This is a genomic window from Sphingobium sp. B11D3B, assembly GCF_025961735.1.
Classification (GTDB): domain Bacteria; phylum Pseudomonadota; class Alphaproteobacteria; order Sphingomonadales; family Sphingomonadaceae; genus Sphingobium.
This window is the reverse complement of record NZ_JAOQOF010000001.1, coordinates 334,152-359,953: the sequence shown is the minus strand read 5'-3', so window position 1 is coordinate 359,953 and position 25,802 is coordinate 334,152. Positions and strand designations below refer to the sequence as shown.

General features: G+C 64.2%; 21 protein-coding genes and 1 tRNA gene. 9 read left to right on the top strand and 13 right to left on the bottom strand.

What is annotated here, in order from left to right:
- Nucleotides 1-25 precede the first annotated feature (25 nt).
- Nucleotides 26-1,033: an alcohol dehydrogenase catalytic domain-containing protein gene (locus M2333_RS01720; RefSeq protein ID WP_264610665.1), complete on the top strand. Its 1,008-nt coding sequence runs from the start codon at nt 26-28 to the stop codon at nt 1,031-1,033.
- 410 nt (nt 1,034-1,443) lie between these two features.
- On the opposite strand, the gene M2333_RS01715 is transcribed toward M2333_RS01720, so the two are convergent.
- Nucleotides 1,444-1,533: transfer RNA gene (locus tag M2333_RS01715), tRNA-Ser, on the bottom strand.
- Between the two features lie 143 nt (nt 1,534-1,676).
- Between M2333_RS01715 and hspQ the strand changes: the two genes are divergently transcribed.
- Entirely contained in the window at nt 1,677-2,072 is a 396-nt protein-coding gene (gene hspQ, locus M2333_RS01710; protein ID WP_264571004.1) for a heat shock protein HspQ, read from the top strand.
- 45 nt (nt 2,073-2,117) lie between these two features.
- Here the strand turns inward: hspQ and M2333_RS01705 are convergent, their stop codons facing one another.
- Nucleotides 2,118-2,957, bottom strand: coding sequence for an ABC transporter permease (locus M2333_RS01705; RefSeq protein WP_264610664.1), 840 nt, complete (start codon nt 2,955-2,957; stop codon nt 2,118-2,120).
- Nucleotides 2,958-3,091: 134 nt separating this feature from the next.
- Between M2333_RS01705 and M2333_RS01700 the strand changes: the two genes are divergently transcribed.
- Nucleotides 3,092-3,793, top strand: coding sequence for a GcrA family cell cycle regulator (locus M2333_RS01700; RefSeq protein ID WP_264610663.1), 702 nt, complete (start codon nt 3,092-3,094; stop codon nt 3,791-3,793).
- 112 nt (nt 3,794-3,905) lie between these two features.
- Here M2333_RS01700 and M2333_RS01695 read toward each other — a convergent pair whose 3' ends face one another.
- On the bottom strand, nt 3,906-4,757 hold the full coding sequence (locus M2333_RS01695) for an outer membrane protein (RefSeq protein ID WP_264585518.1): 852 nt from the start codon (nt 4,755-4,757) through the stop codon (nt 3,906-3,908).
- Nucleotides 4,758-5,110: 353 nt separating this feature from the next.
- On the opposite strand from M2333_RS01695, the gene parE reads away from it, so the two are divergent.
- Nucleotides 5,111-7,090 (top strand): DNA topoisomerase IV subunit B, encoded by a 1,980-nt coding sequence (parE, locus tag M2333_RS01690; RefSeq protein WP_264579516.1) that lies wholly within the window; start codon nt 5,111-5,113, stop codon nt 7,088-7,090.
- 96 nt (nt 7,091-7,186) lie between these two features.
- Nucleotides 7,187-8,626, top strand: a complete 1,440-nt coding sequence (locus tag M2333_RS01685; RefSeq protein WP_264610662.1) for a L,D-transpeptidase family protein — start codon at nt 7,187-7,189, stop codon at nt 8,624-8,626.
- Nucleotides 8,627-8,651: 25 nt separating this feature from the next.
- Here the strand turns inward: M2333_RS01685 and M2333_RS01680 are convergent, their stop codons facing one another.
- The 10 genes from M2333_RS01680 to uvrB form a co-directional block, all read right to left on the bottom strand.
- Nucleotides 8,652-8,921 carry a hypothetical protein gene (locus M2333_RS01680; protein WP_181560308.1) on the bottom strand — a complete coding sequence of 90 codons (270 nt, stop codon included), beginning with the start codon at nt 8,919-8,921 and terminating at the stop codon, nt 8,652-8,654.
- 5 nt (nt 8,922-8,926) lie between these two features.
- Nucleotides 8,927-9,487: a type 1 glutamine amidotransferase domain-containing protein gene (locus M2333_RS01675; protein WP_264610661.1), complete on the bottom strand. Its 561-nt coding sequence runs from the start codon at nt 9,485-9,487 to the stop codon at nt 8,927-8,929.
- A 150-nt stretch (nt 9,488-9,637) separates the two neighbouring features.
- Nucleotides 9,638-11,641 carry a TonB-dependent receptor family protein gene (locus tag M2333_RS01670; RefSeq protein ID WP_264610660.1) on the bottom strand — a complete coding sequence of 668 codons (2,004 nt, stop codon included), beginning with the start codon at nt 11,639-11,641 and terminating at the stop codon, nt 9,638-9,640.
- Nucleotides 11,642-11,681: 40 nt separating this feature from the next.
- Nucleotides 11,682-12,305 (bottom strand): SCO family protein, encoded by a 624-nt coding sequence (locus tag M2333_RS01665; protein WP_264610659.1) that lies wholly within the window; start codon nt 12,303-12,305, stop codon nt 11,682-11,684.
- Nucleotides 12,292-12,762 (bottom strand): copper chaperone PCu(A)C, encoded by a 471-nt coding sequence (locus tag M2333_RS01660; RefSeq protein ID WP_264610658.1) that lies wholly within the window; start codon nt 12,760-12,762, stop codon nt 12,292-12,294. Before M2333_RS01660 ends, M2333_RS01665 begins: the two co-directional genes overlap by 14 nt.
- A gap of 67 nt (nt 12,763-12,829) precedes the next feature.
- Nucleotides 12,830-13,216: a DUF2946 family protein gene (locus M2333_RS01655; protein WP_413716516.1), complete on the bottom strand. Its 387-nt coding sequence runs from the start codon at nt 13,214-13,216 to the stop codon at nt 12,830-12,832.
- A 91-nt stretch (nt 13,217-13,307) separates the two neighbouring features.
- Nucleotides 13,308-14,549: a DUF445 domain-containing protein gene (locus M2333_RS01650; protein WP_264573347.1), complete on the bottom strand. Its 1,242-nt coding sequence runs from the start codon at nt 14,547-14,549 to the stop codon at nt 13,308-13,310.
- Between the two features lie 131 nt (nt 14,550-14,680).
- Nucleotides 14,681-17,821: an efflux RND transporter permease subunit gene (locus M2333_RS01645; protein ID WP_264610656.1), complete on the bottom strand. Its 3,141-nt coding sequence runs from the start codon at nt 17,819-17,821 to the stop codon at nt 14,681-14,683.
- Nucleotides 17,822-17,919: 98 nt separating this feature from the next.
- Nucleotides 17,920-19,113, bottom strand: coding sequence for an efflux RND transporter periplasmic adaptor subunit (locus M2333_RS01640; protein ID WP_264575285.1), 1,194 nt, complete (start codon nt 19,111-19,113; stop codon nt 17,920-17,922).
- 288 nt (nt 19,114-19,401) lie between these two features.
- Entirely contained in the window at nt 19,402-21,597 is a 2,196-nt protein-coding gene (gene uvrB, locus M2333_RS01635; protein WP_264612541.1) for an excinuclease ABC subunit UvrB, read from the bottom strand.
- A gap of 231 nt (nt 21,598-21,828) precedes the next feature.
- Between uvrB and M2333_RS01630 the strand changes: the two genes are divergently transcribed.
- The 4 genes from M2333_RS01630 (at nt 21,829) to M2333_RS01615 (ending at nt 25,800) form a co-directional block, all read left to right on the top strand.
- Nucleotides 21,829-22,383 carry a DUF3617 domain-containing protein gene (locus M2333_RS01630; RefSeq protein ID WP_264610655.1) on the top strand — a complete coding sequence of 185 codons (555 nt, stop codon included), beginning with the start codon at nt 21,829-21,831 and terminating at the stop codon, nt 22,381-22,383.
- Between the two features lie 85 nt (nt 22,384-22,468).
- A complete protein-coding gene (locus M2333_RS01625; RefSeq protein WP_264610654.1) occupies nt 22,469-23,308 on the top strand; it encodes a 2OG-Fe(II) oxygenase in 840 nt (279 codons plus the stop codon).
- Nucleotides 23,309-23,433: 125 nt separating this feature from the next.
- Nucleotides 23,434-23,853 (top strand): VOC family protein, encoded by a 420-nt coding sequence (locus M2333_RS01620; protein WP_264610653.1) that lies wholly within the window; start codon nt 23,434-23,436, stop codon nt 23,851-23,853.
- Nucleotides 23,854-23,922: 69 nt separating this feature from the next.
- Nucleotides 23,923-25,800, top strand: a complete 1,878-nt coding sequence (locus M2333_RS01615; RefSeq protein ID WP_264579525.1) for an ABC-F family ATP-binding cassette domain-containing protein — start codon at nt 23,923-23,925, stop codon at nt 25,798-25,800.
- Nucleotides 25,801-25,802: the final 2 nt, after the last annotated feature.

The following is a 25,802-nucleotide window of genomic DNA, read 5'->3' as shown; positions in this document are numbered from 1 at the left end:
CGGCGAGAGACGAAAGGGCATATTTGTGAAAGCCGTTATCTTCCAGGCGCTCCACACGCCGCTGGCGTTCGAGGACGTTCCTGATCCCACGCCGGGCGAGGGCGAACTGGTGGTCCAGGTCGGGCGCTGCGGGATTTGCGGCAGTGATCTGCATATGACCCAGGATGCCGCTTATGGATGCAAGCATGGCGACGTTCTGGGCCATGAGTTCGCCGGTGAAGTGGTGGCGCTGGGTCGGAACACGCAGGGGCGCAAGGTCGGCGAGCTCGTCTCGGTCATCCCGCTCAAAAGCTGCGGCGACTGCGAACATTGTCGCAAGGGCGAAGTGCAGTGGTGCGCGTCATTCGGGCTGCAGGGTGGCGGCTATGCCGATTATGCCGTCACCCGCCCCAACCAGTGCGTGCCCTTACCGGCGGGGCTGACGCTGGCGGACGGCGCCATTATCGAGCCGCTGGCCGTAGCCCTGCACGGCGTGAACCTGTCGGGCCTGAAAACCGGTGACAAGGTACTGGTGTTGGGCGCAGGGCCGATCGGGCTTGCGGTGGCCTTCTGGGCCAAGCGGCTCGGGGCCGCCAAGGTGGCCGTGCAGGATATCTCCACCGCGCAGCAGCAGCGCGCGCACGATATGGGCGCGGACGTGTTCGTGGTGGACCCGCAGAACCCCGTTGAAAGTGCCGTGCAGGGTCTGGGCGGCATGGCCGACATCGTCTTCGAATGCGTCGGCGTGCCCGGCCTGATCGCGCAAGCCGTCGACCAGGTGCGTCCGCGCGGCACGATCCTGTTACTGGGCCTGTGCACCAAGCCGGACACGTTCAACTCCTTCGCCATGCTCGGCAAGGAAGTGCGCCTCGTTACCAGCGCCTTCTTCACCGTGCAGGAATATGAGGCCGCCCTTGCCGCGCTGGAACAGGGCGCCATCGCGCCCCGGCTAATGGTCACCAGCACCATTGCGCTCGCCGATACGCCCACGGTGTTCGAGGCCCTCAAACAGCGCGGCGAGCAGTGCAAGGTGCTGATCGCGCCGGACGTCTAGGCCCTTGCATGGGGGCGCTAGCCACAGGTCGGCGAGTTCGATGGTCGCTTGCCCGTCAGGTGCTCCGACTGCTTCAACTTGCCGCGCTGGAGCAGCGTCGGTTTTCAGGATCAGAGAAAGGCTCCCTTGACGGCACATATTGGGGCGCCGCCGCAAAGCGGTCTCGCGTTATCCGAATGACCGGTTCTAGCGGAAGCTGCCGGTCAAAGTCCCGCCGGCGAACGAGGCATTTTGGTCGTGTTCCGTCCTCTTTCCAGACATTGCCAGTCAGCATCTCCATCCCGAAACCAGCCGAGTTTGCACACGATCTACCACGAACGGAGACGGATGGCCCCTCTCTCGAAGCCCTCGGTTTTCCGAGAAAATTTGCGTTCGCGCTGGATCGGGAGCGATCACTGAGGTGCAGGAACTGGCGGAGAGGGTGGGATTCGAACCCACGGTACGGTTGCCCGTACACCGCATTTCGAGTGCGGCGCATTCGACCACTCTGCCACCTCTCCGCAGAGGTTTTCGCGTCGCAGTGCCCTGAGAGAGGGCGCCGCTGCGGTAGTCGAGCGCGCGCTGTTAGCGGATGATCGGGGCTTTGCCAAGCAGTCGGTGCGGGAAAACTTGCACTCGGTGCCAGCGACACTAAATCTGTCTCATGAATCAAGCCCAAGCCCGCAAGTCATTCTCTTCCGTGACGCACATTCCGACGATCAGTGCCGCCCATCGCGTGTCGCACGCGCATTTCGGCATTGGGGAGAAGGTCCGGCACCGCCTGCTGGGGTTTCGCGGGGTTGTGTTCGATATCGATCCGGTGTTTTCCAACAGCGAGGAATGGTATGAGGCCATTCCCGAGGCGATGCGGCCGGAGCGAGACCAGCCTTTCTACCATCTGTTCGCGGACAATGGTGAAGCGACCTATGTCGCTTATGTGAGCCAGCAGAATCTGGTGGCCGACGGAACCGACGAGCCGATCGATCATCCCGCTGTCACCGCCTTGTTCGGCGAGCATCGCGGCGGGCATTATGCGCTCGACCCGAGCTACTGGCACTGAATGACTGCGGCGCCTCGGCTGTTGCAGCCGGGGCTACGCCTGTCTTCAGGATTTGATCCGCCACCCCCGCCGTAGCCCGATATAGCAGACGGCGGCCAGCACGAGGTTAAGCGCGAGCAGGAGCGCCGCGCCGACCGCGATGGGCGAATCAGCCGCGGCGAGAAAGCCATAGCGGAAGCCCGAAATCGCGTAGAAGAACGGATTGACGTGGCTGATCGCCCGCATGATCGGCGAGACATGATCCATCGAGTAGAAGGTGCCGGAGAGCAGCGACAGCGGCGCGACGAGGAAGTTGGTGACGGCTGCGGCATGATCGAACTTCTCCGCCCAGATGCCGGTGAGAATGCCGAGGAAGCCCAGCATCGCCGAGCCGGCAATGCCGAAATAGATGACGGCCCAGAGATGATGCGGGGCCACATGGACGCCCGGCCAGGCCAGCATTGCCAGCCAGATGGCGCCACCGACAAAGGCCGCACGGGTCACCGAGGCCGCGACGAGGGCGAACAGCAATTCCCCGGCGGAGAAAGGCGGCATGAGATAATCGACGATGGTGCCCTGCAGCTTGCCGGCGAGCACCACGGTGGCGGTATTCTGGAAGCTATTCTGCACCATCGCCATGATGATGAGGCCGGGCGCCACGAAATCGGCGAACGGCACGCCCATTACCATCAGGCCGCCACGCCCAAGCGCGACGGTGAAGATGATCAGGAACAACAGGCTGGTGAGCGCCGGCCCCCAGATCGTCTGCAGATGCACCTTGAGGAAGCGGCGGACTTCCTTGAGGTAGAGCGCCTTCATCCCGGACCAGTTGACGCCGTGGATGACGGGAACGCCCGGTTCATGACGAATGAGCGGTTGGGTGTGCGAGGAAGCAGGTTCGGCCATGAAACTGCCCTATCGCGTCCCACCCGCAGCAGCAATGGCGCAGCGATACTGTGCCGCCCGGCTTTGTCGATGACAGGCCGTTTGACCTTTGGGCCATGGATGCCCATATGACCCGATCATTTGAAGGAATAGGCATGTCCTGGACAGACGAACGCATCGATCAGCTCCGGCAGATGTGGGAGCGCGGCATGACTGCGAGCCAGATCGCTGAAGAGCTGGGCGGCGTGAGCCGCAACGCCGTGATCGGCAAGGCGCACCGCCTTGGCCTGCAGTCGCGCCCCTCCCCCGTGAAAGCGGCGGACTCCAGCCGCGCTGCTGCGCCGCAAAGCCGCAAGGCCGCGCCTCCGCCGGCACCCGCCGCACCCAAGGCGGAAGCCGCGCCGGCGCCCGAGCCGCGCATCACAAAGCCGCAGCCCAAGGCGCCGCCGGTGGTGGAAGCACGGCCGCAGCCGCCCGTCGCGGCCCAGCCTGCTGCCGACGCCCCGCCGCCGCCTCCCCAGCCCCGGATCGTCTCGGTTGGCCCCGGCGGCTTCCTGCGGCAGGGGCCGGGCGAGATGCAGCAGCCGATTCCGCCGGCACCGCCGCGCCGGCTGGTTCCGGCCAAGCCCAGCCCGGAAATCGCGGACAAGACCAGCCTGCTCGATCTCAACGAGAAGATCTGTAAATGGCCGATGGGCCATCCAGGCGAGCCGGACTTCCACTTCTGCGGTGAAAAGGTGAACCCTGGCTTCCCTTATTGCGTGGAACATTGCGGGCGGGCCTATCAGGCGCAGCTGCCGCGTGGCACGCGCCGTCCCCCGCCGCCCATGCCTTATGGCGGCCCACGGGTGCGCTGAGGCATCAAGCGATGACATAAAAAAGGGGCCGGTTTCGGCCCCTTTTCTATATCTGGCATTCCAGTGCGACATACACCCTCCCGCCTTATGAAGCGGGAGGGCGCAATCGATCTTAGAAGCGGAAGCTCGCCGTCGCGCGAACGGTGTGATGATCGAACACATCGTTGGTGCGCTGGATGTCGGTGAAGCCAGCCGGCGTGATCACAAACGGGTTCGTCAGCGAGGGCGGCGTGCCCTGGCCGGCGCGAACCGTGTAGCCATCCGTGTTGAAGCGGGTGTAGCGATACTGCACGCCGATCGAGAAGTTCTGGCTCACGCGCTGCTCGATGCCGCCGCCAGCGGTCCAGCCCCACTCGTCCGCGCTTTCGTTGGACTCGGTGAAGGTGTTGAACGTGTTGGTGGTGGCGAAGTTGTTCTTGATCTTGGCGTAAGCCACACCGCCGGTGCCGTAGATCAGCGTGCCGGTGCCGAGTGCCAGACCGGCGCGCAGACGGGCATTGGCATCCCAGTCAATCCGACGCGACAGCACATAGCTGGCGGGAGTGGTGCTGAAGCCGCTGACCGAGTTACCGATCATCGTGCGACCGCCTTCGATGACAGCGCCGACGACAAAGTTGCCCATCTGCATGTCATAACCGGCATGGACACCCCAGGCGACGCGACGATCCTTGTCACCGGCACAGGAGCCGGGCGTGGCACCAAGCGCGCGGCCGCGGCAGAAGCCGGGCGCGAAGGCATTGCCGGGGACAGCCGTGGAAACGGTATCGCCATAATTGCCGTCATTGTTGGTGTCGAAGGTCAGCGTCTCGAGCGTGTCGCGGTCATAATTGGGCTGCCAGGCCATGCCGAGCGAGCCACCGACATACGGACCGGTCCAATCACCCGCGCCATCCTGCGCCAGAGCCGGAGCGGCCAGCAGGCCTGCCATGGCGGTAGTGAGCGAAATGAGAGCGATCTTTTTCATACAATAAATCTCCTGCCTCTGAACTGGCTGGCCGCAATACGTTCACCCCCTCGAATTGGTTTCGCGAACTCACTCACAAAATTCTGTTAACCACGACACCTGTCTCTTTTTTGTAACGCTTTGGCCGCGAATATTGCTGCCAGATGAACGAAACGGTCGCGATTATTGATTTTGCGTACTTCGTTGCTCACAAAGCCGTCTGCATCTGCAGGCTATTCTATTGCATTTTGGCCGCGGTGCGGCGCTGCGATGATCGATCCGCTAGAGCGCTCGGGCGCCGACATGGTTCCACCACCCGCCGGATAAGATCACGCCGCTTGCGCCCGTGACTCCGCTGGCCCTATAGTTCCCGCATGTCCGACAACCTGTTCGACCAGAACATCGCCCGCACAACCGAAAGCTACGACGCCTCCGCCATCGAGGTGCTGGAGGGGCTGGAACCAGTGCGCCGCCGCCCCGGCATGTATATCGGCGGCACGGATGAGCGCGCGCTGCACCATCTCGCCTCCGAAGTGCTCGACAATGCCATGGACGAAGCGGTCGCCGGCCACGCCACCCGCATCGAGGTGACGCTGGAGGCGGGCAACCGGCTGACGATCACCGACAATGGTCGCGGCATCCCGGTGGACCCGCACCCCAAATTCCCCGGCAAGTCGGCGCTGGAGGTCATCCTCACCACCCTGCACTCGGGCGGCAAATTCTCGGACAAGGCCTATGCGACCTCGGGCGGCCTGCATGGCGTCGGCATCAGCGTGGTCAACGCGTTATCCGCGGACACCGAGATCGAGGTGGCGCGCAATCGCGAACTGTTCCGCCAGCGCTTCTCCAAGGGGCACCCTGTGGGTCCGCTGGAGAAGGTGGGCGCGGCGCCCAACCGGCGGGGCACCAGCGTCAGCTTCACGCCGGATAGCGAGATTTTCGGCGAACTGAAGTTCAAGCCCTCCCGGCTGCACCGCCTCGCCCGCTCCAAGGCCTATCTCTTTGCCGGTGTGGAAATCCGCTGGAAATGCGATCCGGCCATCATCACGGATGACACACCCGCCGAGGCGGTGTTCCAGTTCCCCGGCGGCCTGTCCGATCATCTGCGTGAGCAGCTGGGCAATCGCGAATGCGCGACAGCGGAGTTCTTCCGCGGCACGCAGGATTTCCCGGACGGTGTCGGGCGCGTGGAATGGGCCATCGCCTGGCCGCTCTGGTCCGACGGTTCCACCAGCTGGTACTGCAACACCATCCCCACCCCGGACGGCGGCACGCACGAGACCGGGCTGCGCGGCGCGGTCACCAAGGGCATCCGCGCCTTTGGCGAGCTGGTCGGGCAAAAGAAAGCCAAGGACATCCAGACGGACGACATCATGTCCGGCTGCGAGCTGATGCTGAGCGTGTTCATCCGCGATCCGCAATTCCAGAGCCAGACCAAGGACCGGCTGACCAGTCCCGAAGCCGCGCGGCTGGTGGAAGCGGCTATGCGCGACCATTTCGACCATTTCCTCACCGACAATATGGACCGGGGCAAGGCGCTGCTCGGCCATGTGCTGGAGCGGATGGACGAGCGCCTGCGCCGCAAGCAGGAAAAGGAAATCAAGCGCAAGACGGCGACCTCGGGCCGCAAGGTCCGCCTGCCGGGCAAGCTGACCGATTGCTCGTCCGATGACCCCGAGGGCACCGAACTGTTCATCGTGGAAGGCGACAGCGCCGGCGGCAGCGCCAAGCAGGCGCGTGATCGCAAGACGCAGGCGATCCTGCCGATCCGCGGCAAAATCCTGAACGTTGCCTCGGCCACCTCTGCCAAGATTCTCGCCAATCAGGAAATCGCGGACCTGATCCTCGCTATCGGCTGCGGTACGCGGAAGGACTGTAACCCGGACAATCTGCGCTATGAGCGCATCGTCATCATGACCGACGCCGATGTCGATGGCGCACATATCGCCACCTTGCTGATGACCTTCTTCTTCCAAGAGATGCCGGAGCTTGTGCGCCGGGGCCATCTCTACCTCGCCCAGCCGCCGCTCTACCGCCTCGTGGCGGGCGGCAAGAGCTGGTATGCGGCGGACGATGCCGCGCTCGCCAAACTGCGCAGCGGCGAGCTCAAAGGCAAGAAGCTGGAGGTCAGCCGCTTCAAGGGCCTGGGCGAGATGAACCCCATGCAGCTGCGCGAGACCACCATGGACCCCAAGAAGCGCAAGATGATCCGCATCACGCTGCCGCAGGAATATGAGGAGCGCGCGGGCGTGAAGGATCTGGTGGACCGGCTGATGGGCACCAATCCCGCGCATCGCTTCGCGTTCATTCAGGAGAATGCCGCGCAGGTCGATGAGGACGTCATCGACGCCTGAGCCGGGCGAGCCCACGGAATTTCGCGCCTGAAACCGCCCGAACGGGAGCGTTATCCCGCGCCTCGCGTTTCCCTACCAAGCAGTCGGGAGACATATGTGCGCACTGGAATTTTTGGATCATCGTTGCTGGCGATCGCGCTGCTTCTTTCGGGTTGCGATAAAACAAAGGACAATCAGGATCAGGCCGGCGTCGCGCTGGAAGACATGCAGTGGAGCGACGAGGCGACCGATCAACTGAACGAAGCGCTGGCCCAGCGAGCCGCCCACGGGCTGGATCAGAAGGATTTCGGCCTCGCAGGCTCGGGTGAAAAGGCCGGCAATGCGGAGCTAACCAAGGCCGCGCTCGCTTATGCGCAGGCACTGGCTCGCGGCGCGACTGACCCGACCAAGCTGTATGAAATCTACACCGTCCCCCGCCCCTCGCCCGACCTTCGCGCCGGGCTTGCGCAGGCCTTGCGGGAGGGCAAGGTCGGCGCGTGGCTGGCCAGCCTCGCGCCGCAGGATGCAAGCTATCGCAAGCTGTCCGAGACCTATCTCGCGCTGCGCAAGCAGGGCAATGGCGCCAGCACCGAAATTCCGGCAACCAGCGCGCCGCTCAAGCCCGGTGAGAGCGATCCCCGCATCCCGGCCATAGTCCGGCAGCTCGTGGCGACGGGTTATCTCGACAAGGCGAATGCCAGCACGGACACGCGCTACACTCCGGCAATCGCCGCCGCCGTGCGAGCCATGCAGGCGGACTATGGCATCACGGCCGACGGGGTGATCGGGGATGATGCACTGAAGATCATCAATCTGTCCGACGCTGACCGCGCCCGCGCCATCGCGGTGAACATGGAGCGGATGCGCTGGCTCGAGCGCACGCCGCCGGCGACGCGCATCGATGTGAACATCGCCGCAGCCCGGCAGAGCTACTGGCGCGATGGCAAGCTGGCTGATGTGCGCCGCGTGATCGTGGGCGAACCGGACAGGGAAACACCGATGCTCGGATCGCCCATCTATCGCCTCGTCGCCAACCCCACCTGGACCGTGCCCCGCTCCATCGAAGAGAAGGAACTGGCCGGCAAGGGCGCAGACTATCTCCGCCGCAACAACATGGCGCGGAAGGACGGCTGGATCGTCCAGCAGCCCGGGCCGAAGAATTCGCTCGGACTGGTCAAGTTCGATATGAAGAATGATCACGCCATCTATCTGCACGACACGCCGGCCAAGCAACTGTTCGATGACGTACAACGCCAGCGGAGCCATGGCTGCGTGCGCGTGCAGGATGCGCTAGGCTTCGCCGATATGATCGCGCGGGATGAAGGCGTTGCTGCTGAATGGCAGAAGGCACGCGAAACCGGCAAGGAGAGCTTTGTCCCCCTGCCCCGCGAAATCCCGGTGCGGCTTCTCTACCAGACCGTGATCTTCGACGATGCCGGCGATCCGGTGGTCCGCGACGATCCTTATGGGTGGAACAACCCCGTCACCGCCGCGCTGGGCTTCGGCTCGGGGTCGGAGCGACGGGTGCGGGGCGACCGCGGCGACATCGGGCCGTGAGCCGTGCGATGCCAGGCGGTTTGGGCTAGCCTTCCGCCCGGCGCCGGCCGGGCCGCAGCAGGTAACGCCACACCCCGACGAGATTGATGACGAGCAGCACGATGTTCTGCACGCCGATGCCTTCGCTCTCCGGCTGAAGGAAACCCCAGCCGATAAGCGCCATGGAGCTGGTGACGAAAATCACCATCGCCCATCCCGTCCATAGCCTGCCGAGATTGAGGGACACGATGAGCGCGGCCAGCGTCGCCGCGGCCGCGCCATAATATTGCAAGGCTGTCAGCAAGCCGTCAGACATGCAGGTCAGGCCGCATCGACATGACGACCTTCATCAAATTCCTCGATGATCTTGGCACAGAAGGCATCCAGATCATCCGGGGTGCGGCTGGTGACGAGGCCATTGTCGACGACCACTTCCTCATCCACCCAATCCCCGCCGGCATTCTCGATATCTGTTCTGACGGTGGGGTACGAGGTGAGCGTGCGCCCCTCGACCACATCTGCCTCAACGAGCAGCCACGGACCGTGGCAGATCACGCCGATGGGTTTGCCAGCCTCGGCGAAGGCGCGAACCAGATCGACGACATCGTCATCGCCGCGCAGCTTGTCCGCGCCGACGCTGCCGCCGGGGATGATCAGGCCGTCGAAGTCATCGACGGACACATCGGCAACCGCGCGATCCACGGTGTAGGTGCCGCCGGGGTCGAGATCATTATTGTTGGTCTTGGCTTCACCCGTCTCGATGCCGATCACGGTGACGGTGGCGCCCGCCTTGGTCACGGCATCGCGGGGTTGAACGAATTCGGGCTCTTCCGTGCCGCGCGGCGCGATGAGGATCGCGATGGATTTGCCTTCCAGACTCATGGGGTCTCTGCCTTTCGTTGCGTTTGGGGATATTCCGGACAACGCACCGGCAGGCGTTCCGAGCCCGAAGGACGTGCAAGACAGGCTGAACCGAACCAATCGTGCGCCGGCGGCATAGCAGTTCTCCGCCCCCGGCGCCCTCATTGAGCGTTAGAAGCGGGCGCGGACGCCGCCGTACACCGCACGGCGCTCGACCGGATAATAGATCGCCGACGTTCCGGAGGCAGAGATCACCGCCGAGATGTCGCCGATGGCCTTCTTGTCGGTGATGTTCCGCACGTCGAGGAACAGATCGACGCCACGGGTGAGCGTCGCCCCTGCGGTCAGGCCGAGCAGCGCATAGCCGGACGTGCGCGTGCTGTTCTCATAATCCGCGAAAGCCCCCTGCGGCACCCATTCGAGATTGGGCGCCACGTTGAGACTCGCCGTGCCTATCCGCACTTCGCTGCGCAGGACATGGAGCGGCACCACCGGCAAGCGATTATTCTGGAATTTCGCGTCGTTGACGAAGTGGAAGTCCGAATATTGCCAGATTTGGCGCAGGCGCAGCCATGGCGTCGGCGCGAGGTTGACGGCGGCCTCGATGCCGCTGTGCCGGGTGCGATCCGCGTTGAAGGTCGCGGCGGGGATGGTTGTGTTGTTGGGCGTATATTGCAGCATTTCATTGTCGAGATCGGCGCGGTAGGCGGTGATGTCCCAGCTCACCATGCCCGTCTGCCCGCGCGTGCCGATCTCCGCCGTCCAGGCCGTCTGCGGGGCGATGGCCGCAATGAGCGTGCTGACCGGCGGCATTCCCACACTCTGGAACACCTCGCTAAAGCCCGGAAATTCCGCCGAGCGACTGTAGTTGGCAAAGAGCTGGATGTCCGGCGTCGGCTCGATGAGCACGCCGAACTTGGGCGAGAATTCACTGAAGGCGAGGCGCCCGCTCTGCCCCGTGGAGAGCAGCACGGTGCGCTTGCGGAAGCCATCGGCATAAATGCCGCCGGCAACCAGCGTGACGCCCGGCACCGGCTGCAGGCGCGCCTCGCCATAGACATTGGCGGTGCGCGCGGTCTGATCGGCGTCGAAGGTCAGCGCCCCGCGTTGGCCATTCACATTCCGATACTGGCGCGCCCGCGTTTCGCCATGGCGGAACTCGCCGCCCAGCGTGAAGGACAGAATGCCGGCATCATGATCCAGCCGGGCAAAGACGCCCCGGTCGGTCGATTTCTGATCGATCACCTCGAAAATCGGGTGGAACAGATCCTTCATGTTGAGGAAGGCCCCGACATCGAGCCGGGTCTGGCCCCAATCGAAGCGGGTGCGGTTCTGCAGGCGGATCGAGTCGATATCCCGCCCCTGATCGCCGCTGAAATTGCCTTTTTCCGGATTATTTAGAACATCCGTAGCGGTAAGCGCGCCGGGCAGATCCTGCCGAATGCGGTTGAGGCTCGCATAGAAGCGCGTGGTCACAACATCGGACAGGGCAAGGCCGACATTGCCATGGACGCGCATGCTCTCACGATGGGCGTGCTGGCGGTCGCCATCCGAGCTATCCGCGCTGACGCCGACCCAGTAGTCGGCGGGGCCACTGGTGCCGCCATAGGCCGCCAGTCCCCGGACTGTCTCGAAGCTGCCGGCATCGGCGCGCAGATACAGGCCCGGCGCGTCCTTGCCCGTCGGCGTCACGCCATTGATCGCGCCGCCCAGCGTGCCCGAGCCGAAGCGCAGCGCGTTGGCGCCGCGATAGACTTCCAGCCGCTCGAAGAAGATCGGGTCCAGCTCCTGAAAATCGCCATTGTCATCGGCGAGATTGATCGGCGCGCCATCCTGGAGCAGCGTGATGCCCCGCATGTGGAAACCGCGCGAGAGGCCCGAGCCGCGGATGGAGAGGCGAACCTCCTGCCCATAGCGGGGCTGGGTGTAGATGCCGGGCGAAAAGGCGAGCGTATCGCGCAGTGAGACGATGGTCTTGTCGGCATAATCCTCGTGCCGGACGACATCGGTGCCGCCCGGCGTGGCGCGGGCGAGCCGCTCGGCTTCCTGCGTCTGGGACTGGCCCACGACGATGATGGTGCGCTCGCCATCGGCGGCGGCATCGGCGGCCTCCTCGGCAAAGGCGGGCGTGGCCATGGCGAGCATGGTTGCGAGAGCGATAAAGGACGTTTTCATGATGATGTCTCCCCCCGTTTGGGGTCTGAAATGTGGTGGGTCAGGCGATCAGGCGGCGAAGTTCGGCGAGGGCCGCATCTTCGCTGTCCTGATCGCTCAGCAGGGATTGCAGGCGCCCGTCGCGATCCATGAGGATGACGAAGGCGCTGTGATCGATGGTGTAGTCGCCGCCCTCGAGCGGGATCTTCTGGTAGAAGACCCGGAAAGACTTCGCGGCGTCGGCAATCTGCGTTGGTGAACCGGTGAGGCCGAGAATGGGCGTGCCGAACAGATCGACATAAGCACCCACATCGGCCGGCTTGTCATGGCCGCTATCCACCGAGACGAAGACGATGCGGAACTTGTCCCCATCCTTGCCCATCGCCTTGCGCAGATGCGCCATGCGGCTGAGCGTCGTCGGGCAAATATCCGGACAGCGCGTAAAGCCGAAGAAGATCGCATAGGGCGTGCCCTTGAGCGTCTGCGCAGTGACCGGCTTTCCATCCCTGTCGACCAGCGAGAAATGCCGGCCGACATCGGCCGGCGCCCCCGCTATCACTTGCGGTGGACCTTGGGTGACGAACCGTAGGGCCAGCAGAATACCAAGGCCAAGGGCAGCGAGCGCCACGAGCAGCCAGAGCCACAAGCGAATGCGAGCCAGCCGGCGCGGATCAGTGTCCGCCATGGCTGCCTCCATAAGTGACGGCCTCGACGGCGAACGAGACCTGCACCTTGCCGACGCGGGCGAAGTCGAGCGTGACGGGAATGGTCTCGCCGCGCACCAGCGGGCGCTTGAGGCCCATGAACATGATGTGGAAACTGCCCGGCTTGAGCGTCACCGAGCCGCCGGCCGGGATCGGTAGGCCGTGCTTGAGCGGCCGCATCCGCATGACACCGCCCTCCATGCTCATGCTGTGGATTTCAACGCGGGTGGCGACCGGCGTGCTGCCGCCAGTGAGGCGCTCATCCGCACGGGCGCTGTTGGTGATGGTGAGGAAACCGCCACCCGCAGACTGGCCCCGCGCGGTTTCCCGCGCCCAGGGTCGATCGATGATGAGGCCGTCCTTCTTGACGCCCTGCGCGGTGGCAGGTGCCACCAAAGCTGCGGCGAAACCCGCCGCGATCATGATAGGAATTTGCATTGTGAAGCACTCCGACATGCCCGCGCGTAACGACGCGCCGGCAGGACCGACAAATCAGCTCAGACTGTCAGGCGTTGGCCGGAGGGCCGCGTAATGGGGGACGGAGATAGGTCTCATGCCGAGGCAGCCGCAGATCGGTCTGCAGCAAGGCCGTCGCGAAGATGAACGCCAGCGCGGCTTCGAGCACGACCGGATCGGTTGCGGCGAGCGCCTGAGCCGTCAGGCCCCCGAAGGCGCAGGTCTGATCCGATTGGGTCTGCGGCGTTTTGTCCTTGCCCTCGACGGGAATGTGCAGCGTGATCGGCCCGGCCCCGCCGGACGAGCACAGCTCGACGGTGAGCGACTTGCCACTGACGACGGGCATGAAGCCCGCCGGCATCAGCGCCTTGAATAGCAACGCGAGGCCGAGCAGCGTGGCAGCCCAGCAGCGGTGCGAATGAACAAGGCGGCGCATATGCAACACGGCCGCGCTCCTAATCCCCTCGGCCGCATTTGTCACCCACGAACGGATAAAACCTCACGGCGCGCGAGAAGGGGCGGATTTTCTAGAACAGATAGCTGAGGCTGTGCAGCGTGAGACCGACCAGGCCGCCGACCAGGGTGCCGTTGATCCGGATATATTGCAGATCGCGCCCGACCGCATTTTCCAGTCGCCCGGTGATCGTCCGCGCATCCCAACTGCGGACGGTTTCGGAGACCAGCAGGACGATGCTGTCGCCATAGCGCGCCGCCGTGCCGACCGCGACGCGCCGGGCGAAACGATTGACCACATGTTTGAGCGCGGGATCGTCACGGAGCGTTTCGCCAAGCTGGCGCACCACCTCGCCCATCCGGCCGGCGAGCGCCGCCTGCGGATCACGCGCGGCGCGCAGCATCGCCTCACGCGCGGCCTGCCAGATACCATCCAGCCAGCGCTGCATGGCCGGGTTGGCGATCATCTCGTCGCGGATGCGGTCGACACGCGCCTGCATCTTGGGGTCGGTCTGGAGATCGTCCGCAAGGGTCGCCAGCCCCTCCTCCACCTTGGAGCGCAGCCGGTGCTCCGGGTCGTCCGCGGCCTCCTGCAGCAGCCTGTCCAGCCCGTCGATGATCTTGTTGGCCAGCGTCTCATCGAGCCCGGTGAAGCGCATGATCTTGCCCGAGCGCTCATGCACGATTTGGCGGATGAGCTCGCGATTGGCTTCCAGCGTCCGCGCGCCCCAGCGGATCAGCGCATCGAGCACCGGCTGGTGGCGCCCGTCCTTCATGGCGGCGGCGAGCAACTGGCCCAGCAGCGGCGCGGCATTGAGCTGCCCGATGCGCTGGACCAGCACGCCCTTGAGCATCCCGCCCAGCCGCTCGTCATCCAGCGCTTCCAGAGAATCGGCCAGCAAGCGGGAGGCGCCTCGGCGCAAGCGTCCATCACCGGCAGCCGGCGCCGCCAGCACGCGCCCGGCCGCGCCGGCGACATCCAGCCGCCCCATGCGGCGGGCGACGACGGCGGGCGTGAGGAAATTGTCGCGCAGGAAGACGGCCAGCGTATCGCCGATGCGATCCTTGTTGCGGGGGATGATCGCGGTGTGCGGGATCGGCAAGCCCAGCGGATGACGGAACAGCGCAGTAACCGCGAACCAGTCGGCCAATCCGCCGACCATGGCCGCTTCCGCAAACGCCCGGACGAAGCCCAAAGCCGGATGCAGGTCCTCGAACCGACGCGCCGACACATAGGCAATCGCCATCACGACCAGCAACCCGGTCGCAATGATGCGCATCTGCCGCACGCCGCTATGGACGGGAACCTTGATCATGCGACGTCTCTAGCCGAGTGCTGCCCCTGGGTCATCCGGCAAGGCATCGCGCGGCAGGTCCATCCCGGCACGCGAACCAAGCCGCTGCCGGAAGAAGTCCCGCCAGCGACAAGAGTTCCTGAAACCCCTGCTTATTCGGCTGGCTGAGCGGCCTCGCCCTTGCCGTCATAGGTCAGCACCCGGCGGCGCAGCCACGGGCCGATCCGTTTCTCGACGCCATCGGCGAGGCTGAACGCCGCCGGCACGATCGCAAGGGTGAGCAGCGTCGAGAGGATCAGGCCGCCGATTACGGTGATGCCCATCGGCGAGCGCCAGGCGCCATCACCCGTGAGCGAGAGCGCGGTCGGCACCATGCCGGCGGTCATGGCGACCGTCGTCATCACGATCGGCTGGGCGCGCTTGTGGCCGGCTTCCATGATCGCCTCGAACTTGGGCACGCCCTTGTCCATCTCCTCCAGCGCGAAGTCGATCAGCAGGATCGAGTTCTTGCCGACAATGCCAAGCAGCATGAGCAGGCCGATATAGACCGGCAGCGAAAGCGGCTCGTTCATCACCAGCATCAGCAGCAGGCCACCCAGCGGCGCCAGCGCCAGCGAGCACATGTTCACCAGCGGCGAGATGAAGCGCTTGTAGAGCAGCACCAGCACCGCGAAGACCAGCAGCACGCCAGAGGTCACGGCAATGACGAAGTTCTGGATCAACTCCTCCTGCCAGCGATCGCTGCCGACAGCCTGATTGCTCACGCCCTGCGGCAGGTTGCGCATGGTCGGCAGCTTGTTGATCGCCTCCATGACAGGACCCTTGACCGCGCCCTGCGCCAGATCCGCACCGACGAAGATGCGGCGCTGCTGGGCATAACGCTGAATGGAGGTCGGCCCGGAGCCGAAGCTGATCTCGGCGACGCGGCTGAGCGGCACGGTGCCGCCGCCCGCCGTGGGGACAGGCAGGTTCTCGATGTTCGAGAGGTCGCGCCGCGCCGATTCCGGCAGCATGACCCGGATGGGCACCTGGCGATCCGACAGCGAGAACTTTGCGCTGTTCTGGTCGATATCGCCTAGCGTTGCGATGCGGATCGTCTGGCTGAGCGCCGAGGTCGTAACGCCAAGCTGCGCAGCCAGATCGAGCCGCGGACGGATGATGAGCTCCGGCCGCTGCATGTCGGCATTGACGCGCGGCGCCACCACACCCGGCAGGCTCTTCATCTCTTCGGCAACCTTCGTCGCCGTCTCTTCCAGAAGCGCCGGGTCAGAGCCGGAGAGCATCACAGAAATGTCGCGTCCCGTGCCGAACCCGCCCTGCTGGGACGCGAACGAGACGCGCGCGTCCGCTATTTCCGCGAGACGCGGCGCCAGTTCGCGCTCGAACTCGATGCTGGTCCGCTTGCGGTCCTTCTTGAGCGTGATGAAGATACGGGCATTGCCTTCGCCGACGTTCGCCATGGCGGTATCGACTTCCGGCTGCTTGTTCAGCAGCTCGGTCACCTGATCCGCAATGGCCTCGCTCTGCCGGAGCGTGGTGCCCGGCACTGCCTCGATATTGATCCGGCTGAAGTCCTGATCGGCATTGGGCTCGAACTGCTTGGGCATCGAAACGAGCAGGATGACGGTCAGGGCGAAGGCCGCCAGACCAAAGCCCATCATCCAGACGCGATGATCGAGGAAGCGTGCGCGAATTCGCCGCCCCAGCCCGCCGCCACGGGCATAAGCCTTGGCCTTGCGATCATCGAGCGCCCAGCCAAGCAGGCTCATATAGCGATCCATGAGCCAGCCCTCGCCATGCTTCTCCTCGCCATGATGTTCGAGGAAGTAAGCGGCGACCAGCGGCGTGATCATGCGCGCGACGGCAAGGCTGATCAGCACGGCGATGACGACCGTAAAGCCGAAATTCTTGAAGAACTGACCGGTGATGCCGGGCATCAAGGCGACCGGGAAGAACACCGCGACGATGGACATCGTCGTTGCAACCACCGCGAGGCCGATCTCGTCCGCCGCGTCGATGGAGGCCTGATAGGCCGTCTTCCCCATGCGCATGTGCCGCACGATGTTCTCGATCTCCACAATCGCATCGTCGACGAGCACGCCGGCCACCAGACCGAGCGCGAGCAGGGACAGGGAGTTCAGGTTGAACCCCATCAAATCCATGAAATAGAAGGTCGGAATTGCCGAGAGCGGAATGGCGATCGCGCTGATCACGGTGGCACGCCAGTCGCGCAGGAAGATGAACACCACGATGACGGCGAGCACCGCACCCTCGATGAGAGCGTGCATCGAGCTGCTATACTGGCTCTTGGTATAGTTCACGCTGTTGAAGCGCTGGTAGAAGCGAATACCGGGATTTTCCGTCTCAAGCTGCTTCAACACCTTGAGCGTTTCATCGAAGACGCTGACGTCCGATGCGCCCTTGGCGCGCTCGATGGAGAAGTTGACGACCTGCTTGCCGCCGACCTTCGCCAGGCGCTTTTGCTCGCCATAGCCATCGGTCACGCTGGCAATGTCCGCCAGCAGGATCGTGCGGCCGTTGCCCAGCGATATCTGGGTCTGGCCGAGGCTGTAGGCATCCTGCGCATTGCCCAGCACGCGCACCGACTGGCGCGAGCCGGCGATCTCCGCCTGGCCGCCCGCCGCGTTGACGTTCACCTGACGCAGCGCCTGATTGACCTGCGACGCCGTAACGCCGAGCGACTGCATCTTGGCCGGATCCAGCGTCACGCGGATTTCGCGATCGACACCGCCACCGCGCCCGACGCGGGCCATGCCTTCGATGCCGAGCAGGCGCTTGGCCACCGTATCGTCGACGAACCAGCTCAGCTGTTCGATCGTCATGTCCGAGGCCTGGACCGAGAAAAACGCGATCTCGGCACCGCCCACTTCGACCTTCTGGACGAAGGGCTCGAGAATGCCATCGGGAAGATCGCTGCGAATCTGGTCGACCGCGTTCTTCACTTCTTGGGTAGCGACGTTGGAATCGACGCCAATCTGGAACTGGACGAAGGTCTGGCTTGATCCTTCGCTGGCCGTCGACTGGATTTCATCGACGCCATTGATCGACCGCACCGCCGCCTCGACGCGCTGGGTGATCTGGGTTTCGATTTCCGTCGGCGCGGCACCCGGCTGCGTGATCGTGACGTTGACGGCCGGAAAATCGATGTCCGGATTGTCCACGACGGCCATGCGGCTGAACGCAATGATGCCCGCCAGCAACAGGCCGATGAAGAGCACGATCGGCGGCACCGGATTGCGGATGCTCCAGGCCGATATGTTGCGAAGACTCATCTCGTCTGTCCTGCCAATCTAGCGTGTGACGGCCGCCACAAGCAGCGGCGCCCTGTTAGACGTCGTCCGTTAGACGTCGCCCTGTCAGGCGTCGCCGGTCAGCCGCCAGCCCTTCCGTCCGTTGCACTCTTCGCGAGCCGGGGCTTGACCGTCTCGCCCGGGCTGAGGAAGCCGCCGGCATAGAGCACGACACGCTCCGAACCATTGAGCCCCTGCACCACGGCGATGCCCCGCGTTGTCACGGCGCCCGTCTTCACCGACCGGCGCTCGACCTTATTATCTTTGCCGACGACGTAGACATAGCTGCCCTTCGGGTCGCTCTGGATCGCGGACTCCGGCAGGACTGCTGCCGACACGCGCTCCATGGCAATCTCCGCATTGGCGAAACCACCAGGACGCAGCGCGGCATTATAAGGCACGGCGATGCGGACGATGCCCTGGCGCGACGTCTGGTCGATCACCGGCGCGATCTGCCACACGCGGCCCTCGAAGCTCTGCGTCATGCCGACAGGCGTCACGCGTGCCACGGCGCCTTCGGACAGCAAGGCCAGCTCGTCTTCGGAGAGCAGCGCCTTCATTTCCATTTCGCCCGCGCGCGCGATGCGGAACAGCACGGCACTGCCGCCGGAGACGACCTGACCCGGCTCGACCGAACGCGTGAGCACCAGCCCTGCGGCCGGCGCGCGAATATCCAGCCGCCCGACCTGCGCGCGCATCTGGTTGAGCTGCGCCACCGCCACATTGACCCGGGCCACGGCAGCATCGCGCGTCGCGGTCTTCTGGTCGATGTCAGCGCGGGACACGAACCCGTCGCTCACCAGCGCCTTGGCGCGATCAAGATTGTTCTGGGCCAGCTTGGCGTCGGCCCGAGCGACCTGCACGGACGCTTCGAGCTGGGAAATCTGCTGGGCCTGCACCGAGCGTTCGATGGTCGCGAGAATCTGATTCGCGCCAACCCAGTCGCCCGGCTGAACATGAACGGCGACCACGCGGCCACCCTCGCCGACCACGCCGACGGGCATATCCACCCGCGCTGCCAGCGAGCCGGTAGCATTGGCGGTGCGCGTCACGGCTTCCTGCGCGGGCACAGCGACGGTGACGATTGCCACCTGGCTGACTTGCTCGCCCTGATCGCCCGAACCGCCGAAGAATCGATAGGCCAGCATCGCGATAACCGCCAACGCGACGAGCGCGCCAACAACCAGCAGCAGGCGCCGCCGCTTCTGCCGACTCTCGGCCTCTTCCGGGTCCACACTGGACACGCCGTATTTCATGTTCGCTTCATAGTTCATGAGTTTCGCCGCCTAGGCGCCCCTTAGCTCGAACTGTATTACATGAATAAGTCACTATCGACAAGCGGGATTATACCCACCTTCTCGCAGCCGCAACACCCTGTGTTCACTTCGCTTTCTAAGCTGAAGACCTTACAGGACAGCAGCATGAATGAACGCTGAGCAAAAGCGATGCTTGGCGGATGCGCCTGCATGAAATCCGAGTGTCGCAGCGGTGCCGGCTTGTAGACTTCGTCTACTTGCTGTCAAACGAAATTGAGCCGCGAAAAGTCTCCACCGCTTGTGAGGCTAGCGCCCCATTTTTCGCTGCGTCTTGCCATAGCGCATCTTGCGCGTGCCGGGTTTGCCCTCCGTTGCGCGGCCAAGATAGCGCCCGGCATTGGCGGTGACCTGCTGATCGACAGGGAGTCCCAGTTCCTCGGCTTCCAGCTTGCGGATCTGGTCGCGCAGGCGGCCGGCTTCCTCGAACTCGAGATCGGCGGCAGCGGTGCGCATCTTCTTTTCGAGATCCTCGATATAGGCGCGCAGATTATGGCCGACCATGTGCGGCGCATCGTCGAGGCCGGTGTCGACAGTCACCTGATCCTTGCTGGCGACATGGGCGATGATATCGCCGATCTGCTTCTTCACGCTTTCCGGCGTGATGCCATGCTCCAGATTATAGGCGACCTGCTTCTCGCGGCGACGGTTCGTTTCGTTGAGCGCGCGCTCCATCGAGCCTGTCATGCGGTCAGCATAGAGGATCACACGTCCATCCACATTGCGGGCGGCGCGGCCGATCGTCTGGATGAGGCTGGTTTCCGACCGCAGAAAGCCTTCCTTGTCGGCATCGAGAATGGCGACGAGGCCGCATTCGGGAATATCCAGGCCCTCGCGCAGCAGGTTGATGCCCACGAGCACGTCATAGACGCCCAGGCGCAAGTCGCGGATCAGCTCGATGCGCTCCAGCGTCTCGACATCGCTGTGCATGTAGCGGACCTTGAGGCCTGCCTCATGCATGAACTCGGTCAGATCTTCGGCCATGCGCTTGGTGAGCGTGGTCACCAGGGTGCGGTAGCCCTTTTGCGCGGTCAACTTGGCTTCATGGATGAGGTCGTCCACCTGATCCTCGACCGGCTTGATCTCCACCGGCGGATCGATGAGGCCGGTCGGGCGGATGACCTGCTCGGAGAAAGTGCCGCCGGTCTGCTCCATCTCCCAGTTGCCGGGCGTGGCGGAGACGCTGACCGTCTGCGGGCGCATCGCGTCCCATTCATTGAAGCGCAACGGGCGGTTGTCGATGCAGCTTGGCAGGCGGAAGCCATATTCGGCGAGCGTCACCTTGCGGCGATGATCGCCCCGCGCCATCGCGCCGATCTGCGGCACGGTCTGGTGGCTCTCATCCACGAACAGGATCGCGTTTTCCGGCAGATACTCAAACAGAGTCGGCGGCGGCTCACCCGGCAGGCGGCCGGTGAGAAAGCGGGAATAATTCTCGATGCCCGCGCAGGAACCCGTGGCCGCGATCATCTCCAGATCGAAATTGGTGCGCTGCTCCAGCCGCTGCGCCTCCAGCAACTTACCCTCCTCGACCAGCTCCTTCAGCCGCTCGGTCAGCTCATGGCGGATCGCCTCCATCGCCTGCTTGAGCGTCGGGCCGGGCGTGACGTGGTGCGAATTGGGGAAAACCTTGACGTAATCGAGGCTCGCAGCCTTCTTGCCGGTCAGTGGATCAAACTCGACAATCTCCTCGATCTCGTCGCCGAAGAAGCTGATCCGCCAGGCATTATCCTCATAGTGGCTCGGGAAAATCTCCAGATTGTCGCCCCGAACGCGGAAGTTGCCGCGCGCGAAGGCGGCATCGTTGCGCTTATATTGCAGCGCCACGAGCTTGCGGATGATCTCGCGCTGATCGGCGCTCTCGCCCTTCTTGAGGCTGAAGGTCATCGCCGAATAGGTTTCGACTGAACCGATACCGTAAATGCACGACACGGACGCGACGATGATCACGTCATCGCGCTCCAGCAGCGACCGGGTCGCCGAGTGGCGCATCCGGTCGATCCCCTCGTTCACGCTCGACTCTTTCTCGATGTACGTATCCGAGCGGGGCACATAGGCCTCGGGCTGGTAGTAATCATAATAGCTGACGAAATATTCGACCGCATTGTCAGGGAAGAAGCTCTTGAACTCCCCATAGAGCTGGGCGGCGAGGATCTTGTTCGGCGCCAGCACCAGCGCGGGGCGCTGCACCGCCTCGATCACCTTCGCCATGGTGAAGGTCTTGCCCGAGCCGGTGACGCCGAGCAGCACCTGATCCTTCTCGCCAGCCTCGGCCGCCTCGACCAGCTCGGCAATGGCGGTCGGCTGATCGCCGGCCGGCTGATAATCGCTCACCAGCTTGAAACGCCTGCCGCCCTCCGCCTTTTCCGGGCGTGCCGGACGGTGGGGAACGAAGGACTGGTCGGTCTGGGGTTCAGCCAGACTTGTGCGGATTTGGATCGCCATAGGGGGAATATGGCGATTGTGGCCGCCGGCGGCAATGGGGCGGAAGAACAAAGCGGGATCGACGATGACTTGGCCCGCCATCATGATATGGGGTGAGCATCAGTCAGGCTTTGCGGCCGATCCGACCCCCCGCGCCTTATTCTCGGGCTTGCCCCGCGCAGGCGAAACCTCCATCACCGGCCGGACGAGCTTGGGCACACAGGTGCCGGGCCTTGCGACGAGGATATGCCCATGCGCGCAGTTTTTCTGATCACCCCTACCCTTCTTGTCCTCTCCGGCTGCAATAGCGGCCCGAATGTCTCGGCAACGAACGCGACGCCCGAGGAAGTGCAGCAGCAAGTGGCGGCTGCTGGCGGCGATGGCGTCATGGTCAGCCCCGGCCGGTGGGAAGGCCAGATGACGGTGCAGGAGATCGAGATGCCCGGTCTGCCGGCCGAAGCGCGTGATCACATGAAGGCGCAGATGGGCGCCGGGCGAAGCTTCACCAGTTGTGTGACCGAAGAGGATGTGAAGGAGCAGAAGGCCTTTTTCACCGGCGAGCACGACAAGAGCTGCAAATATGATCACTTCACGATGAAAAATGGTAAGATTTCCGCGCTACTCAAATGCGATGGCGGCGCGCAGGGCCGCATGGAAATGAAGATGGACGGCGAATATGCCCCCGACCGCTACCGGATGGAAATGGCCTCAAAGGCCCAAGGCGGGGACGCCGCAGGCGAGATGACGATGAAGATGACAGTAGATGCCAAGCGGGTCGGCGCCTGCAAGGGAGACGAACAGGGCTGACGATCCGCGTTTGAACGGCCTTTTTAGACTCGCGGGGGGGCATGCACCCTGAGCGACATCAAACGAGCAATGCAGTGGGGAAGTGATGGCAATACTCACGCCAATCGAGAATGAAGGTTATATTCACTTCGACGAGGATGCCAGCAAGCAAGCGGGCACCGAGCTCGCTGAAGCTTATCAGACTGGCGCGCCCTTTCCTCACATCGTGATGGAAGAATTCCTGCCGATGCCATTTCTGCGCAGCTTGCTCGGCGAGTTTCCTGACACAAGCGACAAAAGCTTCTTCGATCGCGACCAGGAGCGGTTCAAGGTGCAGCTTCCGCCAAGCCAGATTCCCGGCGCTCGACTGCGCAATCTTGTCACAGAGCTGAACAGCCCGGCCGTGCTGCGCTTCCTGCAGGCGCTGACCGGCATCAAGGGGCTCATTCCCGATCCATATTATATGGGTGGGGGTTTGCACGAGACGCGCAGCGGCGGCCATTTGGGCGTTCATGCCGATTTCAACATTCACAAGCCCCTCAAGCTTGAGCGGCGCCTCAACCTGCTGATCTATCTGAACGACGACTGGCACGATGATTGGGGTGGCCATCTTGAACTGTGGGACAAAAAGATGACGAAGTGCGAACACCGGATCGCGCCGGTGCTCGGACGCGCAGTCATTTTCAACACGTCGCTCGACAGCTTCCATGGGCAGCCCGACCCCGTTCGCTGCCCCCCTGATCGCGCACGGCGATCCATTGCCACCTATTACTACACCGCGAGCGAAGAGGGGCTGACCAAACTCCCGCAGCGGACCACAGTCTTCAAGACGCGGCCCGGCACGACCGACCGGGAGGATCTTGCTGTCCGGTTCGACCATTTTCTGAGAGACTGGGTGCCGCCGCGCCTCTACCCCTTTGCAACCAAGTTCAATCGTTTCAAATGAAGCTGCGGTACGGCAAGGCCGCATCAGCGGGAGATCGTCTGTCGGGTCGACCTGGATTTGCCGTTGGTCGGCCTTTGACAGCAAGAAACGGGATCGCCTGACGGCATCCCGGCGGAGAGGCACCCATGATCGGCTACACGACGGTGGGCACCAATGACCTGCAGCGCGCCATGGCCTTCTATGATGCGCTGTTCGGCAGTGTCGGCATCCGGCGGTTGCTGGAGCTGCCCCATATCGCGGCCTGGGGCGCCAGCTGGAGCAAACCGATGTTTGGCGTCGCCAAGCCGTTCAATGGCGGACCGGCGACCTCCGGAAACGGGGCGATGGTCGCCATGGGCCAGCGCACGCGGGAGAAGGTGCGGCGATTGCATGGCAAGGCCATCGAAATGGGCGGGGTGGATGAAGGCCCGCCTGGTCTGCGTAGTGCCGATGGGAGTCAGGCCTTCTACGCCGCTTATGTGCGTGATCTCGATGGGAACAAGCTCTGTTTCTACTGCGTTGGCCCCGGCGAGGGGGATACGGAGACGGCCGCGCGGACCGGCTAGATCCGCAAACACGGCCGGCTGTCAGAATTTTCCGGGCGACCTGCGCTGCGCTTGTGCTAACGGCGCGCCATGCTGACCATCAATGATATCACCGTGCGGCTGGGGGGCCGTGTCATTCTCGATGCCGCGAGCGCCGCCCTGCCGCCGCGGTCGCGGGTCGGCCTGATCGGCCGCAATGGCGCCGGCAAGTCCACCCTGATGAAGACGATCATCGGGGAACTCGACCCCGATGGTGGATCGGTCGACATGCCCCGTGACACGCGGCTGGGCTATATCGCGCAGGAAGCGCCGAGCGGCAGCGCCACGCCGTTCGACACCGTGCTCGCTGCCGATACCGAGCGCGCGGCGCTGCTGGTGGAGAGCGAGACGTGCGAAGATCCGGACCGGCTGGGCGACCTGCACGATCGCCTGATCGCCATCGATGCCTACACCGCGCCCGCGCGCGCGGGCCGCATCCTCACGGGCCTCGGCTTCGATGAAGAGATGCAGAACCGGCCGCTCGACAGCTTCTCGGGCGGGTGGAAGATGCGCGTCGCGCTGGGCGCCCTGCTCTTCTCCGAGCCGGACCTGCTCCTGCTCGACGAGCCATCCAACCACCTCGACCTCGAAGCGACCTTGTGGTTGGAGAGCTTCCTCAAGGAGTATCGCGGCACGGTGCTGGTGATCAGCCACGAGCGCGACCTGCTCAATAATGTCGTGGACCACATCCTGCATCTGGAGGGTGGCAAGATCACCCTCTATCCAGGCGGCTACGATGCCTTCGAGCGGCAGCGCGCCGAGCGGCTCGCCCAGCTCGAATCGGCGCGCGAAAAGCAGGCGGCAGAGCGAGCCAAGCTGCAGGATTATGTCGCGCGCAACAGCGCCCGGGCCAGCACGGCCAAGCAGGCGCAATCACGGGCCAAGGCCCTGGCCAAGATGCAGCCCATCGCCGCTGCGCTGGAAGACCCCAGCCTCTCTTTCGACTTCCCCGATCCCGAAGCGCTGCGCCCGCCGCTCATCACGCTCGATATGGCGGCAGTCGGCTACAATGAGACCCCGATCCTCCAGCGCCTCAATCTGCGCATCGACCCCGATGACCGCATCGCGCTGCTCGGCAAGAACGGCAACGGCAAGACGACGCTGGCCCGGCTACTCGCCGCGCAGTTGCCGGCCATGGAAGGCGCAATGAACGCCTCGGGCAAGATGAACGTCGGCTATTTCACCCAATATCAAGTGGAAGAGCTGGATACGGAAGACACACCGCTGGAGCACATGACCAGGCAGATGAAGGGCGCCACGCCCGGCGCGGTGCGGGCGCAGCTTGGGCGGTTCGGCTTTTCGGGCATAAGGGCGACCCAGAAGGTCGGGTCGCTCTCGGGCGGCGAACGCGCGCGGCTGGCGTTGGCGCTGATCACCCGCCACGCGCCGCACCTGCTGATCCTCGACGAGCCGACCAACCACCTCGACGTCGATAGCCGCGAGGCTCTGGTGCAGGCGCTCAACAGCTATTCCGGCGCGGTGGTGATCGTCAGCCACGACCGGCACATGATCGAGCTGGTCGCCGACCGGCTGGTGCTGGTCGATAGCGGACTGGCCCAGCCTTTTGACGGCAGCCTTGAGGATTATACCGACTTCGTTCTCGGGCGCGGTGCCAGTGCCCCGGCGAAGGAGAGCGGGTCCAAGAACGACCGCAAGGCCGATCGCCGCGCGAATGCCCAGGCACGGGAGCGCTACAAGGCGCTGCAGGCGGCCGTGAAGAAGACAGAGAAAGCGCTGGCCGATCTCACCGCCGAGCGCTCGCGGATCGATCTCGCCCTGTTCGATCCGGCAAAGGCTGGGCCGCAGGAAAAGGACCGGACGATGAGCGAACTGATGCAGCGGCGCGCCAAGCTCGACGGCGCCATTGAACAGGCCGAACAGAGCTGGATGGAAGCCAGCGAGGCGCTCGATAGCCTCGACGCGGCCTGACC